Raw genomic sequence first — 15,111 nt, 5'->3', positions numbered from 1 at the left:
TTTAAATTATAACTTCTTGGACTTGATCAATATTATATAGATTCAGAGAATTTAAAGGTTGATCCAGGGATAATTCTTCGGAAACCCGTTGACAACGGATAGCAAATTGACAGGATTTACAATGTCCTTGACTTTGATCAACTTGGGGGAAAGATTCACCCTGTTGATAACGGTCTAAATAGTTATGAAATTGATCAATTAGTTGGTTTAAATCCTGTTGATTTTTCTGATGTTGTTGTTGAGTATAGGGAAAGTTTAAAAATTCAGGTGGTTGTTTTTGAGGAGACTTAACAAACCAATAGGTCATTGAAACTTGTTCGGGTAAATATTGACTGGTTTCGACTAAAAGATAGGGATATAAACGAGTTTGCCAATTATTTTCTAAAAGTTGGCGATTTTGAGGACGAGGATAGGTTTTCCAATCAAAGATTTGGGCCTGTTTTTCTTCGGCTTTAATTAAATCATAAATAACTACTAATAAATTATTCCTAAAATTCAAACTACGGTAATGTTCTGCTTCTCTAAAAAAGAAGGTTGCGGGATCGGAATTTAACCTAAAAATATCCGATGCTACACTTAAAAATTCATCATAACAGCGTTTTAATTCCTGATCTTGGATCAGTAACAAATCCACAGGTAATCCTAACTCATGTTGCTGCATTAACAAGTGAAACTGATTTCCCCAGGCGATGCGTTCTTCCTGTTCTGGGGAAGTGGGTGAAACTAATTGATCTAAATAGGTATATTGAAATTTTCGAGGACACAGAGACAACAAATTTAAGTGTTGTTGAGATAGTCTAAATTGAGTCATGGCGATTGGATTAACAAACAATTATAATCTGAATTATAGCAACCGTCAAGGCATTAAAATAGTTTTAGTTATTGTTCCTAATAAGGATCAAAAAAAATGATTTATTTTAAAGAACAGCTATCAAAACTGCATCGTGTTAAGCGTTTTCTCCGGGAAGCCACAAAGCTATAAATTTTTGGCCCTAAGAGGGAAGCACCCGGAAAATAAAGGATGAATAATAACGGCCAGAGAAGGGGTAGATAGTGAATCATTTCGCGCAATGCAAAGAAACCTGTTTTCACAGAACCATTAGGAAAAATGAGATGAATTTCAGCTAAACAGGCTTCTAAAGAAAGCTGAGGATAGGTCTTTTGAAGGGTCGTCCATTGTTCTTCAACGGGAATATAATTGAATTGTTGAAACCAGTCACAATAACATAAAAGGGTCATGGAACGAATACACAGAGGACAGAAACCATCATAAAGAATTTCCGGTTTTGGTTGACCCGAAAAATTGAGTTGATAACAGGAAAACATTTTAACCATCCTATTTAAAGTTGTTCAATTACTTTGGCTTGGTCTGATAATTTAGCCTGTTGTTGTCCTTGGAAACGAGCATTTCCATTAAATAAGGAGATGGGGGTACTAATTAAATCCACGATTTCGGCTTTTCCGGTTAAGAGTTTGACCGTACCCAGGGGTAATTCTTTTAAAAACCAACGTCCTAACCGATATAAATATTCTGAAGTTGTTAACTCTTTCATTAAATTAATCCCATGGAGTTCATGCAAATACCGATTTGATTCTCCATAGCGTCGCCACTGACTTTTTAATGCTTTTAAAGTTGACCGATGACGGTGTTTAACTATTGCTTGGGATGCTAATTCTAATTGATAATTGGTTTGTTGTTGAATCCGCCAACACATATCCGCATCTCCCCCAGTGGTGAGGTAGGGACGGAACAAACCCACCTGTTCAAAAATAACGCGACGTATGGCTAAATTAGCGGTTTGACCGTAGGGTAAAAAACTATTATTTAAGGTATGTTTTTGGGATAAAGTTTCTTGTTTATCTGCATATTTTTCTAATAAATTGTGACTGGGTAGGGCAATGATTTCACCTGCTACTAGACCGATATTAGGGTTAGAAAAGGGCTGAATTAATTGCTCTAACCATTGGGGTTCCGGTCGGCAATCCATATCGGTAAAGGCAATAATATCACTGGTTGCGACTTTAATTCCGGCATTGCGAGCGGCATAGGAACTTTGGATATTATTTTCTGATAATGAACGAATATTAATTGAAGAAGATGCGGCTAATTCCTGAACAATAGATACAGAATTATCCCGACTATTGTTATCAACTAATAAATATTCTACTCGATCTGCCGGATAGGTTTGCGATCGCAAACATTCAATTAAATCCGGCAAATCAGTCTCGCCATTATAAACCGGAATGACAACAGAAAGGTTAATCATGATTCGGCCAAAAACCTAAAAAGGATTGTATCCTAGAAGCAGGGTAATTAACACTAAGATAGCATTAATTAAATAGAAACTCCCGACCACTTGGGTTTCCTGCCATCCTGATAATTCTAAATGGTGATGTATAGGAGCCATTTTGAACAGACGTTTACCCACACCCTCGGCATTTTTTGTAGCTTTATAATAGCTAACTTGAGCAATTACAGAGAGGGTTTCCACGAAGAAAATTCCGCTAATTATTAATAACACCCATAAACTGTTAGTTAATAGGGCAACCGTGGCTAAACTTCCCCCCAATGCTAGGGCTCCCGTATCCCCCATAAACACTTTTGCGGGGTTGCGGTTGTGGGTAACAAATCCTAAACAACTGCCACTCATACAGGCACAAAAAGTGGTTAATTCCGGTGCGCTGGGGGCGACATAGGCCCCTAAACCTAAAAATGCGATCGCACCTAAACCGCCCATTAATCCATCTACACCATCGGTTAAATTGGTGGCGTTACTTTCAGCAACTTGGGCAAAAATTGCCAGGGGCCAGAATAACAATCCCAGGGGAATTGCTAATCCTAAAGGTAAAGCAACGCTGGTTAAAGTGGAAGATTGAGTTAATGCTAACCACACACAAAATAGCGTCGCAAAACCTACCTGCAACGCCAATTTCATTTTAGGAGAAATCCCTTTATTTGATTTACGTCTTAAAATCTGCCAATCATCTAACCAACCAATAAATCCATAAGCTAAGGTAAGGGTAGAAACGGCGATCACATTGGGATTAAATTGAGTTAAAATTAAAGCGATCGCAACTCCCACAGGAATAAAAAATATCCCTCCCATCGTTGGAGTTCCGGCTTTTTGTAAGTGAGCTTGGGGGCCATCTTCTCGAATAAATTGTCCGGCTTTAATCTTGACTAAAAGCGGAATTGCCCAATATCCTAAGATAGAAACGGCGATCGCACAAATCAAAGCGGGTAAAAATAACGAGCCTTGAACTTGAAATAAATTATCGTTCACCCGGTCTAAACTAAAAGCGAATACACTCAACCCTAAACTCAGTAGAAACAATAGGGTTTGTCCAGACCAGTTGGATGATTTAACCGAATAAAGTTTGCTATCCACAAAAATTTTTAATCCTCAACACCACAAAATCACCATCCCAGAAATCGCTAGTTTCCTAGCGTCTATTTCTAGCTTTCTGATATATCATCATCATCATCATCATCATCGTCATAGGCAGAGTCATCAACGGAAATCAGATCGGTGATTTCTTCTTCCTCCTCCAAATAGTCAACGGTTGTGGTAGTACTGACGGTGGTATCTCGTTCGATTAGACGTCCGGTGGACTCTAACCAAGCTATCAGTGAAATTTCTTGTTTGGAAGGAATCACATCAGCCGGTTCATGGGCTGGGATTTCTCGCAAGGATGGGTTAAGCATTTTTAGTTTTCGGTGTCAAATATAATTGAGTTAGACTTAATCTAATTTTACAACAACCTCGCACAAAGCCCACGCACTTTAGTCGTGGGATGTAGTGCGACCCCCTTTAGGGGGTGTGAGGGTTTTAATGTAATCCCTAAGAACTTCAGCCATTGATAATCCTTCTGATTCAGCATGACTTTTGAGACGTTCATATTCTTTCTCGTTAACATTATCATATTTTTTTCATCTATTTTGAGTCTTATAGATTTAAAAAAGCTAACCAACAATCATTTAAACATAAGATAAAACTATGATTGACTCCAAAAAAGCCCTTTTATTAGAAATGATTGCGGGGAAAAATCGCGGTCTACTCGCCACCCCAGGGGATAAAGCCGCTATTTTATCCGCCCTGACTCAATTGGAAGAATTTAATCCCAACCCCCGCCCCCTAGAAGTTCCTCAACTGTTAGAGGGAAATTGGCGACTATTGTATACCAGTAGTGATGAATTACTGGGAATTGGTCGATTTCCTTTACTGCAATTGGGACAAATTTATCAATGTATTCGGGTTGGGGATCGGAAAGTTTATAATATTGCAGAAGTTCAAAGTTTACCACTATTAGAAGGATTAGTTAGTGTAGCCGCAGAATTTGAACCCGTTTCAGAAAAACGAGTTAATGTTAAATTTAATCGCTTTATTATTGGTTCTCAAAGGTTTATTGGGTATCAATCTCCTAATAGTTTAATTTCGGATATTGAAAAGGGGAAAAAATTCATTGCGATTGATTTTAGTTTACAAGCGCGGGATCAAAAAGGCTGGTTAGATATTACCTATTTAGATGAAGATTTAAGAATCGGACGGGGAAATGTAGGGAGTGTGTTTGTATTAACAAAAGTCATTTAATTTTTTTATATCCAACTCGTAGGGTGCGGCCATCGCAGCGCACGCACCAAAACCTTAATCAAAATCCAGGCAAAAATTTTAATAATTGTAGGGTGCGTAAGCCCCGTGCACGCACCAAAAACTAAAGATGGCAGATCCATCGACAGATAGAAGCGATTTGCTGATCATTTGTTAGATTAGCTGCATTCTCTAAACGTTCTGTTTCCAATTGATGCCAAATTTCTATAGCCATATTTTTTGCAATTGCTGCACCAATAAAAAAAGTGTAGGGTTGAAGTTCTATTTTTGAAAATGCAATTACAATGCGTTCTAACGCGGTTCGTGCTGTTTTCCAATGTTCATCTGCACCTGCTGGATCAATTCCTCCTTTCAATTCTCCTAATGCAATATAAGTGGCGGGTAATTGTTCTTTTTTAGTGAGTTCTTCTGGAGTACAATTTAATAAACATAAATCTACATTATTACCCACTAAAGTAACTTTTCGATTAAATATTAAAGTGCGGGTTTCTCGTTCATTTTGCCAACTTAAACCTTTTAAATATAACTCAATATCAGAATCATCTTCTAGCATTTGCACCCATTGATTAGTTGCAGAATGTAGCCAGCGATAAGATTTTCCTGAAATTCTGAGGATAGAAATTAGGGTGCGGATGAGTTTACGTTGTGCTATAATTCCGCCAGCATTCCGCATTGTTCCCCCTAATGTCTCTCCGCGTGTTAATAAAAATCGAAAAACCAACTCTTCTACAAAATTTGATCCCGCAGGTGCTAAAAAGTTCTTAATTAATCCTTCTATTGCATCCATTTTATCTTGAATTTCTAAATATTTTATGGCTTTCTCAGATAATCCTGCGGCTGTTAGTAAAGCAGGTTGTATATCTGTAATATTTACAAGATCAGCAGGCATTTTAGCTTGGGATGCAAATAACTTTAGGGTTCTTGCTTGTTCAATAAATGGGGTTGCTCTCCGGTTTTTTTCTAATGCTAAAATAACAAAACCTGATCGAGTCGCTTGATAATCCGTAATCAGATCATCACTACTTGTTAAATGTTGAAGATAGGGGTTATTCGGTGTCATTTGCACTTTCTCCAAATATAAATACACTTTCTTAAAGATTCCCGTCCATGTATTCCCATTTGTTGGCTACTATTTCCTTTCCCATTGGGTAATACTAAAATATTTTCAATATAAAATCCTAATTCCTCCGCTATTTTTGAGAGGATTAAATCTACAGAAATACTGACCCCGGCATAACGAACATTATCATTTACCATAATTAAAGGTGTATCAGGTTTCATGACTCTACCACACTCTTGAATCACACAAGCCATTTCATAAAAATAGCCTCTGATCATTCTAGTAATTCCATTATTATTTAATAAACCTTGCGCTTTTTGTTCCTCTAAGTAATTTAAAATAGATTGTAATAGATCTTGATTGTCTGTGATATTAATTGCTGTTTTCCATTCTGGATTTATTTTCAATAAATCTTTAGCTTTATTTTCCACAGTACAACTTAACATCTGTTGTCTAAGTTGGAGCAGTTCTTTTTCATTCACGCCAAGTAACGCTAATTCTAACGCATAGGTTCGAGTATAGTCATAACGATTACAATAAGGAGGAGAAGTAATCACTGCATTATAGACATTTTCAGGTAAGGTAGGGAGAATATCCAAACATGAACCTTTATAAAGTTTAAGAATTCCTTTCTGTTGATGCTTAGAAAACAGTTCTAATTGTTGACTCGGTGGCTGAATATCCTGAATAATTTCATCCAGTTTATTAACAATAGCCTGTTCAAAGTTGAGGATTTTTCCTTTGTTAAAAGGTATTTTCCCTTGTTGATGGTTTGATCGATAATCCCATCGCAAATATTGACCATCTTTGCGAGTATAACTAACTTCTTCTAATACACATAATAAGGCAAAACGTAATAGGCTTTTTACCTGTTCATTTTCTTGAAATAAAGCAACCCTGTATTTTTCAATAGATGCTTTTGTTTCTTCAGGATAAGCACTTTTTGTAATTCTCAGTTCGGGTAAAGGATCTAACTCTTTTGTTTCTAGCCAAGGTTTTTGATTTTTCCAGTATTGAATTCTGGTTAAATCTTCTAAACTTAAATCTAAATCAATGATTTTTCTAGTATTGATAATTTCCTGACCAATGGGAAGTAATTCGATTCCTTCCGCATTAATTCCCTGAGAATTAGCAGCAAATAAAGTTGTTCCACTCCCCGCAAAGGGATCTAAAATATTACCCTGATTAATATTGTACTTTTCTAGTAAATATTCAACTAGAGAGGCTGAGAATGCTTCTTTATATTTAAAACACCGATAAAGAGCTTTAGTTTTATTCCCTTGAAAACTAACTAAGGTTCGATTTAGTTCTGAATTTAAAATTAACTGTTCTGAGAAATATTGTTGGAGTTGGTTATCTAAACAGGTAATTTGATCAAGGTTAGATAGTTGTGAGTCTCTACAATTTTGAGAAAGTGGCTCTAGTAACACAGGTTTATCAGTCAAGGGATGAATAGAAATATTATTAATAATATCATAAAACTCAAGAGAACCCTAGTCTAAAGCAAAATAGAACCTTTCCCTTTTGTTATAATCAACATATAACCTAACTTTTAATCCCTTACCCCATAATGCTATTAAAATACAATCCTGGTCTTTGTTTACCTTCTGCGGAAGATTTACCCGATTCTGATGATACTCCTGTGGATAACGAACTGCAAGATTTAATCCCCGGACTCCTGAAAATTCTCCTAGCTTCTATTTGGTCTGAACGTATGGATTGGTTTTTTGGGGTTGATATGGGAATTTATTATGATCCTGAACAACCTGCTATTGTTCCCGATGGTTTTTTAAGTGTGGGAGTTCCTCGAATTATTGATGAAGATTTACGCTTGAGTTATGTACTTTGGGAAGAACACGAAGTCCCTATTCTCATTATTGAGGTGGTGTCTCACAAACGCCGGGGAGAATATACGAAAAAGAAACAGTTTTATGCAGAAATGGGGGCATTATATTATGTGGTTTATAATCCCCTACGCAAACGAAAACCGCCTTTAGAAATTTATAAACTGGAAAATGGTACATACCAATTGCAAGCGGGTGAACGAGTTTGGTTAACGGAATTACAATTAGGTATTGGTCGAGAACGGGGAACCCATGTAGGAATTACGAGAGATTGGTTATATTGGTATAATCAACAGGGAAACCGTTATTTAACCGCCGAAGAACGTCTGCAACAATCTCAACAAAAAATACAACAACTGGAAGAACAATTACGACGTTTAGGAATTAATCCTAATCAACTAGATTAATATTAATTTGGAGAATTGTTGCCAATAAAATTAATTTCCTAACGTAGAGACGTACCATGGTACGTCTCTACAATAATTTGGAAACTTTTTAAGGGTTGCGATCGCTAATCCACATCAAAAGTTAAAATAGGACAGTTGTGCTAAATGGGATGTTAGTGACGTCGCTCGGATGCAGTAGATAAGAAATTGGGCTACAACTGTTTCACCAGTCTACTGTTGAACGATTAACGTCTGTTTTAACATCAAAGCGATAAATCCAAACCTCCAATATGATAGAACGGTATACTTTGCCCGAAATGGGCAATTTGTGGACAGAGACTTACAAGCTACAAACTTGGTTACAAGTAGAAATAGCCGTCTGTGAGGCCCAGGCGGAGTTAGGATATATTCCATCGGCAGCCGTTGAGGAAATTAAGGCTAAGGCGAATTTTGATATCAAGCGGGTACTGGAAATTGAGGCAGAAGTCCGCCATGACATGATTGCCTTTTTAACCAATGTCAACGAATATGTTGGGGATGCCGGACGCTACATTCATTTAGGCTTAACCAGTTCTGATGTCTTGGATACGGCCTTAGCGTTGCAATTAGTGGCCAGTGTGGATTTGTTGTTAGAACGCACCGAAGCCTTAAGTCAGGCCATTCGTTACCAAGCGCAACAACATCGAGATACAGTAATGATCGGGAGATCCCATGGTATCCACGCTGAACCTATCACCTTTGGGTTTAAATTGGCTGGATGGTTAGCGGAAGTTTTTCGTAACCGGGAACGTTTGGTGCGTCTGCGTCAAACCGTGGCGGTGGGCAAAATTTCTGGGGCGGTGGGAACCTATGCTAACGTTGATCCGAGGGTAGAAGCGATCGCTTGTCGGAATTTAGGACTCGAACCCGATACCGCTTCCACCCAAGTTATTTCCCGGGATATTCATGCAGAATATGTGCAAACTTTAGCCTTATTAGCTGCTAGTATTGAACGGTTTGCGGTAGAAATTCGTAACCTGCAACGCACCGATGTTTTAGAAGTAGAAGAATTTTTTGCTAAAGGTCAAAAAGGTTCCTCTGCGATGCCCCATAAACGCAACCCTATTCGCAGTGAACGCTTAACCGGAATGGCGCGAATTATTCGGGGAAATGCGGTGGCTGCATTAGAAAATGTTGCCCTCTGGCATGAACGGGATATTTCCCATAGTTGCGTTGAACGAATGATCTTACCTGATTCTTCAACTGTGGCTCATTTTATGTTAGTGGAACTCACGGATTTAGTCAAGAATCTGTTAGTTTATCCCGAAAATATGCAGCGCAATATGAACCTTTATGGCGGTGTTGTCTTTAGTCAACGGGTATTATTAACCTTAGTTGAAAAAGGAATTAACCGCGAAGAAGCCTACAAAATTGTTCAATCCTGCGCCCATATTGCCTGGAATCAAACCGATGGAGATTTCCAATCTTTAATTAGAGAAAATGAACAAGTTAAAGCAACATTATCTCCCACAGAAATTGATACTTGTTTTGATCCTAAACATCACTTGAAAAACCTCGATCAAATCTATCAACGTTTAGACATATAAAAAGAAACCGGGTTTCTTCTCCTAACTTCTGGGATGAAATCAATATATTTCCTTCGGAAACCCGGTTTCTAACTAATTACATCACCATCATTTTAACCCTATGCTTTCTAAACTCATGATCCGATTATTCTTATTTTTACTCCTAATTTTGGGTATTAACTGTAATTCCGTTCACGCTCAAAATTTAAACGCCCCTCCTGCTTCTCCTCCTGCTTCCCCTCCTCCCCTAGTAATTCAAGATTATAACCAAGTTTCAGAAACAGACAAATTAGTTGATATTAAAAGCGTTAATCTGAATATTCGTCACGATATTCGCTACGCCACAAACAACAATTTTTTAAAGAAAAAAATCTATTCTGTTCCCCGATGTTTATTACGTTCTGATGTTGCCCAACGGTTATCAAGAGTACAGCAAGATTTAGAACAAATGGGGTTAGGATTAAAAGTCTATGACTGTTATCGTCCCCTATCTGTGACTCGTCAAATGTGGGAAATTTTACCCGATACTCGTTATGTTGCTAACCCCGCTAAAGGATCTCGCCATAACCGAGGGGCTGCGGTTGATTTAACCTTAGTTGATTTACACACCGGGGCTGAATTAGAAATGCCAACCGCCTTTGATGATTTTACCGATAAAGCCGCCAGAGATTACCCCTGAAATTCTCCCCAAGTTCGTCGGAATAGTGACTTACTTGCTGTTAAAATGAAGCAACAAGGATTTATTCCCTTAATTACAGAATGGTGGCATTTTGATGCCCCCGGATGGGATAAATACGGCCTTTTAGATATTCCTTTAGAAAACATTCGTTAAAATAAATAATGCTCAAACCTTGATAGAGAACTCTTTTCTTTCCTATTCCCTGTTCTCTACTATACAATAGTGAGGTGCAAGACCTTATGGGAGTTGAGGGTTGTAAAGCCCCCCTCGACCCATAATTTACCCCCTAAATTGAAAATAATAGAAGTATGAGTTCCACAATCACAGAAAACCCGCTATTAATTGGTCAGGGATTACCCCCTTTTGAACAGATTACACCCGATCAGGTTGTCCCTGGAATCACCCAACTGTTAACAGAATTAGAACAGGATCTTATTCAGTTAGAAACTGATGTAAAACCCACTTGGAATGATTTAGTTGAACCTTTAGAAAAACTACAGGAACGGTTAACCTGGAGTTGGGGAATTGTGGGGCATTTAATGGGAGTTAAAAATAGCCCTGAACTGAGAACAGCCCATGCAACGGTTCAGCCTAATATTGTTCAATTTATCAATAAACTAAATCAAAGTAAAGCAATTTATCAGGCTTTTAAACAGTTAAGAAATAGCGATGAATGGGATAATTTAGATTCGGCTCAACAACGAATTGTGAATACGGCTTTACGAGATGCTGAATTATCTGGAGTTGGATTAGAAGGAGAAGATCGCGATCGCTTTAATGCAATTCAGTTAGAATTAGCCGAGCTTTCCACTAAGTTTTCTAATCATGTTTTAGATGCGACAAAAGCCTTTAGTTTAACCTTAACAACACCGGAAGAAATCGCCGGATTACCCCCAAGTTTACTCAGTTTAGCTGCTCAAGCTGCCCGTTCATCGGGGTCAGAAAATGCCACCGCCGAAAACGGCCCCTGGCGAATTACTTTAGATTTACCTAGTTTTAGTCCCTTCTTAAAATATAGTCAGAGGAGAGACTTACGGGAACAAGTTTATCGAGGTTATATTAGTCGGGCGTCGAGTGGAGAATGGAATAATTTTCCCTTAATTGAAAGAATTTTAGAACTCAAAAAACAGAAAGCCAATATTCTCGGTTTCAATAGTTTTGCCGAACTGAGTTTAAAGAGTAAAATGGCTCCCAATGTGGAAGCAGTAGAAGCATTATTAGAAGAATTACGTCTTGTTAGTTATCAAGCAACTCAACAGGAATTTCAAGATTTAAAAGCCTTTGCTCTTGCAAAAGGAGCAGAAGAAGCCGAGAATTTACAACATTGGGATATTAGCTTTTGGTCAGAGCGACAACGGGAAGAAAAATTTGCCTTTACCGATGAAGAATTACGGCCTTATTTTTCCTTACCTCAAGTGTTAGATGGGTTATTTGGATTAGTTCAACGTATCTTTGAAATTACGATTATTCCCGCCGATGGTCAAGCCCCGATTTGGCATCCAGAAGTCCGTTATTTTCAAGTAGCTAATTCAAGCGGAAATCCGATCGCATTTTTCTATTTAGATGCCTATAGTCGCCCCGCAGAAAAGCGGGGAGGGGCATGGATGGATGATTGTATTAACCGAGCTAAATTCGTCGAAAATGGCGAAACTAAAATCCGATTACCTGTTGCTTATTTACAATGTAATCAAACGCCCCCGGTGGATGATAAACCTAGTTTAATGACCTTTGGAGAGGTAGAAACCTTATTTCATGAATTTGGTCATGGCCTGCAACATATGTTAACTATTGTTGACTATCCTGGGGCAGCGGGAATTAATAATGTGGAATGGGATGCGGTGGAATTGCCTAGCCAATTTATGGAAAATTGGTGTTATGATCAAGCCACATTATTTGGCATGGCAAAACATTATCAAACTGGGGAAACTTTACCCGAACATTATTATCAAAAGTTATTAGCGGCTAAAACCTATATGAGTGGGACAGCCATGTTAAGACAGTTACATTTTGCCTTGGTGGATATCGAATTACATCACCGTTATCAACCCGGAGGGAATGAAACTATTAACGATGTTCGTAACCGGATTGCCGAGAATACTATGGTTTTAAAACCTATAGTTGAAGATGCGTTTTTATGCGCCTTTGGTCATATTTTTGCCGGGGGTTATGCGGCCGGATATTATAGTTATAAATGGGCAGAAGTATTAAGTGCTGATGCCTTTGCCGCCTTTGAAGAAGCAGGATTAGATAATGAAAATGCCGTATCTGAAACTGGGAAACGCTTCCGAAATACGGTATTAGCATTAGGGGGAAGTTTGCATCCCATGGAAGTATTTAAAGCCTTCCGAGGACGGGAACCAAGTACAAAACCTTTATTAATTCATAATGGTTTAGTTGCGGCTTAGTAATCAGTCATCAGTGATCAGTTAACAGTCATCAGTTTAAGAGTTATCAGTTAAGAAGTTAATAAATCAACTATCAACTATTAATAGTTAACTGATGACTGATGACTGACCACAGCTTATTCCAAGAATAAATTAGGATCTGGTGCATTATTTCCACCACTGGGGGCAGGTTCCGGTGCAGGTTCCGGTGCAGGTTCCGGTGCGGGTGCAATCTCCTGGGCTGGAGGTGCTGCGGGTTCGGAATAACTAGGTTGTGAATAACTAGGTTGTGAATAACTAGGTTGTTCGGAATAGCTAGGTTCGGAATAGCTAGGTTCGGAATAACTAGGTTCGGAATAACTAGGTTCGGAATAACTAGGTTCGGAATTGTTATAATAACCCGAATCATTTGAATAGCTGGGTTCTGAATAGCTAGGTTGTGAATAGCTAGGTTCGGAATTGTTAGAATAGCCCGAATCATTGGAGTAGGAATCTTGATATACCGGACGGGCGGGTTCTGTGGGGGCTTGTTGGATCGCAAGCGACGCATCTCTTTCGGCCGCCCAACCTGCCACCGCCCCTTGAGCTTCAGAATATAATGCCCGACCATAGCGAATTTGAGCAGCTTCGGCGATCGCCTCACTCAGATTTCCCTTTTTCGCTAAATTATAAGCTCGATCCAAAATCGGTCGATCTTCGGCGGTTTGAACCGTGGCCACCCAACCGGAAACTTTATCCTGTGCCTGCTTATACAACGCTCGACGGTTGCCAATTTTGGAGGCTTTGTCAATTGCAGCACTCAGATTGCCTGCCTTGGCCAAGGCTAAAGCTTCATTAAGGACAGGCTGATCTTCAATAATCTCAATCCGTTTGTTCCATTCGGCAATTAAACTTTGAGCCTCCACCCGCAAGGGACGCCCCAAAGCCACCTGACGGGCTTGTTGTACCGCCAGGGAATATCCTTCCGGGGTTTCCGTCTGGGCTAACCGTTGCGCTAAAGCCAGATAGGGTCGATCCTCAAGACGTTGAATTTCCTTACGCCAATGGGCGACTAAGGTTTGAGCATGAACCCGCCGAGGCTGTTGGGGGGTAATCATCTGAGCTTGATCAATCGCCAGTTGTAAGGCAAAAGGGTGTTCAATATTTGCCACCGCCGTTGCCAATTGTAAACTGATTAGATCTTGGATTTGTCCTGAGACTTCTGTGGAGGTGACTTTGGCTTCCTCATAGGGAAGCTGATTATTCCCCATTTTATCCAGAGTCGCTTGTCCTTCCCAGAGAATCGCCATTTGTTGCAAAATCGGTTTGCTGTTAGCTTGATTCCAACTTAGGGATTTAACTTCAGCCATTAAAATTAAATTTTGCGCTTCTGAATATAAAGGAGAATAGTTAGGAACTAAACCCGCAATTTTTGTTAAACCCTCTATATTTTTTTCCTTTAATTGTTTAGCGGCTAAATCAAGTAAAGATCGACTCCAATTTTTAATTTCTTTAATTGCCCCCGCTTGAATATAAAGTTTTTGATCAATTTGATTAGCTAAGGCGATCGCTTCGGCTAACTTTTCCGGGGTATTTTCCTTCGCCAACTCCCGGGCTTCATTCAGACGTTGATTCCCTTGACGCTCTAAGCTCAAACGATCCATGACTTCATTAAACCGTTTTTGACTCCAATGACTATTATTTAATTTGGATAAAGCCTGGGCATATTCAAAGGCTTTACTCCAATCTAATGCCTTCATTGCTTCTTGGGCTTTGTCATAAATTTTTTGCCCCTGACCCCAATTATTTTTCCATCCCTCAATAGCGACGGCCACCGATTCATAAGCGGGGGTATTTTTCGGGACAATATTAACAATGGCTAAGGCATCCTCTAAATTTCCGGTTTCAATCTTCTTCTCTGCAATTGTAATTAAAGTCTGTGACCACTCTTTCATTTTTTTCTGGGCGAGTCCCTGGAGGGGATGGTCAGCCGGCCAACTAGCAACCAGGGCAAAGGCTTGACGTAAGGGTTCAATTTTGCCCGACTTTGTAGCCATATCGGCACAATACAAATGTTCACTATCGGGAGATAGGGACGAAATATCCTCACAGTTTGGCACGGGTGGCATTGTCAATAACCACAACAACGCCCCCGTCCCCATCGTCCCAAACCCCAGCAAGACAATCAGCCAGAGAAATGGCCATCCCCAAAACCAAGCCGGAAGTTTCAACGGGATTTTTTTCTCGGTCTTGGCGGTTTCCTCTACCGGGGTTTCTAAAGCATTTTCCGATAGGGGGGGACTCGAAACTTCCTCATTGAGTTCCGATGGAGAGACATGGGTTTTGTCAAACTGTGGCATTGTCATGACTTCGCCTTACTTCGGTACGATCTTTCAAAGTTGCCTTATTGACATCCTCACCGCCCTAAAAGCGCGACGATTCCTAAATCTCACGATTTAGGTTTGGTGCTTTTTTGCAACTGCCTCCACATTCTAATACAAAGCCTAACTACGAAGTTAAAGATTTTAGACCTAATTTTTCGATAATGGTGGGAAGCTTTGACATATCCCTGAGTAGTTGTGGTGCTGGTGTTCAAAACTCTGT

At 39.3% G+C, this 15,111-nt stretch carries 12 protein-coding genes and 1 pseudogene; 5 read left to right on the top strand and 8 right to left on the bottom strand.

The window, feature by feature from the left end:
• Position 1: 1 nt before the first annotated feature.
• The 5 genes from AC559H_RS23900 to AC559H_RS23880 all read right to left on the bottom strand — a co-directional run bounded on the left by AC559H_RS23900 (position 2) and on the right by AC559H_RS23880 (position 3,706).
• Positions 2 to 811: a PD-(D/E)XK nuclease family protein gene (locus tag AC559H_RS23900; RefSeq protein WP_026786150.1), complete on the bottom strand. Its 810-nt coding sequence runs from the start codon at positions 809 to 811 to the stop codon at positions 2 to 4.
• Between the two features lie 101 nt (positions 812 to 912).
• Entirely contained in the window at positions 913 to 1,335 is a 423-nt protein-coding gene (locus tag AC559H_RS23895; protein ID WP_081692328.1) for a thiol-disulfide oxidoreductase DCC family protein, read from the bottom strand.
• Positions 1,336 to 1,340: 5 nt separating this feature from the next.
• The gene (locus tag AC559H_RS23890) at positions 1,341 to 2,267 is read right to left on the bottom strand and encodes a glycosyltransferase family 2 protein (RefSeq protein WP_026794688.1); all 927 of its coding nucleotides are present in this window, start codon (positions 2,265 to 2,267) and stop codon (positions 1,341 to 1,343) included.
• 15 nt (positions 2,268 to 2,282) lie between these two features.
• Positions 2,283 to 3,389 (bottom strand): phospho-N-acetylmuramoyl-pentapeptide-transferase, encoded by a 1,107-nt coding sequence (gene mraY / locus AC559H_RS23885; RefSeq protein WP_026794689.1) that lies wholly within the window; start codon positions 3,387 to 3,389, stop codon positions 2,283 to 2,285.
• A gap of 68 nt (positions 3,390 to 3,457) precedes the next feature.
• A complete protein-coding gene (locus AC559H_RS23880) occupies positions 3,458 to 3,706 on the bottom strand; it encodes a DUF3134 domain-containing protein (RefSeq protein WP_026794690.1) in 249 nt (82 codons plus the stop codon).
• Between the two features lie 292 nt (positions 3,707 to 3,998).
• Between AC559H_RS23880 and AC559H_RS23875 the strand changes: the two genes are divergently transcribed.
• Positions 3,999 to 4,592 (top strand): PAP/fibrillin family protein, encoded by a 594-nt coding sequence (locus AC559H_RS23875; protein WP_026786145.1) that lies wholly within the window; start codon positions 3,999 to 4,001, stop codon positions 4,590 to 4,592.
• Between the two features lie 121 nt (positions 4,593 to 4,713).
• On the opposite strand, the gene AC559H_RS23870 is transcribed toward AC559H_RS23875, so the two are convergent.
• Together AC559H_RS23870 and AC559H_RS23865 are read right to left on the bottom strand one after the other, a co-directional pair.
• Positions 4,714 to 5,670, bottom strand: coding sequence for an AvaI/BsoBI family type II restriction endonuclease (locus AC559H_RS23870; protein WP_201799600.1), 957 nt, complete (start codon positions 5,668 to 5,670; stop codon positions 4,714 to 4,716).
• Positions 5,667 to 7,100 carry a DNA methyltransferase gene (locus AC559H_RS23865; RefSeq protein ID WP_026786143.1) on the bottom strand — a complete coding sequence of 478 codons (1,434 nt, stop codon included), beginning with the start codon at positions 7,098 to 7,100 and terminating at the stop codon, positions 5,667 to 5,669. The genes AC559H_RS23870 and AC559H_RS23865 overlap by 4 nt, the downstream gene beginning before the upstream one ends.
• A gap of 140 nt (positions 7,101 to 7,240) precedes the next feature.
• Between AC559H_RS23865 and AC559H_RS23860 the strand changes: the two genes are divergently transcribed.
• The 4 genes and pseudogenes from AC559H_RS23860 to AC559H_RS23845 all read left to right on the top strand — a co-directional run bounded on the left by AC559H_RS23860 (position 7,241) and on the right by AC559H_RS23845 (position 12,549).
• Positions 7,241 to 7,921 carry a Uma2 family endonuclease gene (locus tag AC559H_RS23860; protein WP_026794691.1) on the top strand — a complete coding sequence of 227 codons (681 nt, stop codon included), beginning with the start codon at positions 7,241 to 7,243 and terminating at the stop codon, positions 7,919 to 7,921.
• Between the two features lie 269 nt (positions 7,922 to 8,190).
• Positions 8,191 to 9,486, top strand: a complete 1,296-nt coding sequence (gene purB, locus AC559H_RS23855; protein ID WP_026794692.1) for an adenylosuccinate lyase — start codon at positions 8,191 to 8,193, stop codon at positions 9,484 to 9,486.
• Positions 9,487 to 9,586: 100 nt separating this feature from the next.
• Positions 9,587 to 10,297: pseudogene (locus tag AC559H_RS23850) on the top strand (M15 family metallopeptidase).
• 155 nt (positions 10,298 to 10,452) lie between these two features.
• Positions 10,453 to 12,549 (top strand): M3 family metallopeptidase, encoded by a 2,097-nt coding sequence (locus AC559H_RS23845; protein ID WP_026794693.1) that lies wholly within the window; start codon positions 10,453 to 10,455, stop codon positions 12,547 to 12,549.
• Positions 12,550 to 12,665: 116 nt separating this feature from the next.
• On the opposite strand, the gene AC559H_RS23840 is transcribed toward AC559H_RS23845, so the two are convergent.
• The gene (locus AC559H_RS23840; RefSeq protein ID WP_237745650.1) at positions 12,666 to 14,867 is read right to left on the bottom strand and encodes a hypothetical protein; all 2,202 of its coding nucleotides are present in this window, start codon (positions 14,865 to 14,867) and stop codon (positions 12,666 to 12,668) included.
• Positions 14,868 to 15,111 lie beyond the last annotated feature (244 nt).

This window comes from Planktothrix prolifica NIVA-CYA 540 (assembly GCF_963864145.1).
GTDB lineage: Bacteria > Cyanobacteriota > Cyanobacteriia > Cyanobacteriales > Microcoleaceae > Planktothrix > Planktothrix agardhii.
Note: the sequence above shows the minus strand (reverse complement) of the source record. Positions and strands in the feature narration are given on the sequence as shown.

Excerpts from the sequence above, each read along its gene's own strand:
- AC559H_RS23880 (WP_026794690.1), bottom strand. The coding sequence starts at position 3,706 with ATGCTTAACCCATCCTTGCGAGAAATCCCAGCCCATGAACCGGCTGAT.
- AC559H_RS23900 (WP_026786150.1), bottom strand. The coding sequence starts at position 811 with ATGACTCAATTTAGACTATCTCAACAACACTTAAATTTGTTGTCTCTG.
- AC559H_RS23890 (WP_026794688.1), bottom strand. The coding sequence starts at position 2,267 with ATGATTAACCTTTCTGTTGTCATTCCGGTTTATAATGGCGAGACTGAT.
- AC559H_RS23845 (WP_026794693.1), top strand. The coding sequence starts at position 10,453 with ATGAGTTCCACAATCACAGAAAACCCGCTATTAATTGGTCAGGGATTA.
- AC559H_RS23895 (WP_081692328.1), bottom strand. The coding sequence starts at position 1,335 with ATGGTTAAAATGTTTTCCTGTTATCAACTCAATTTTTCGGGTCAACCA.
- AC559H_RS23875 (WP_026786145.1), top strand. The coding sequence starts at position 3,999 with ATGATTGACTCCAAAAAAGCCCTTTTATTAGAAATGATTGCGGGGAAA.
- AC559H_RS23840 (WP_237745650.1), bottom strand. The coding sequence starts at position 14,867 with ATGCCACAGTTTGACAAAACCCATGTCTCTCCATCGGAACTCAATGAG.
- purB (WP_026794692.1), top strand. The coding sequence starts at position 8,191 with ATGATAGAACGGTATACTTTGCCCGAAATGGGCAATTTGTGGACAGAG.
- AC559H_RS23870 (WP_201799600.1), bottom strand. The coding sequence starts at position 5,670 with ATGACACCGAATAACCCCTATCTTCAACATTTAACAAGTAGTGATGAT.
- AC559H_RS23860 (WP_026794691.1), top strand. The coding sequence starts at position 7,241 with ATGCTATTAAAATACAATCCTGGTCTTTGTTTACCTTCTGCGGAAGAT.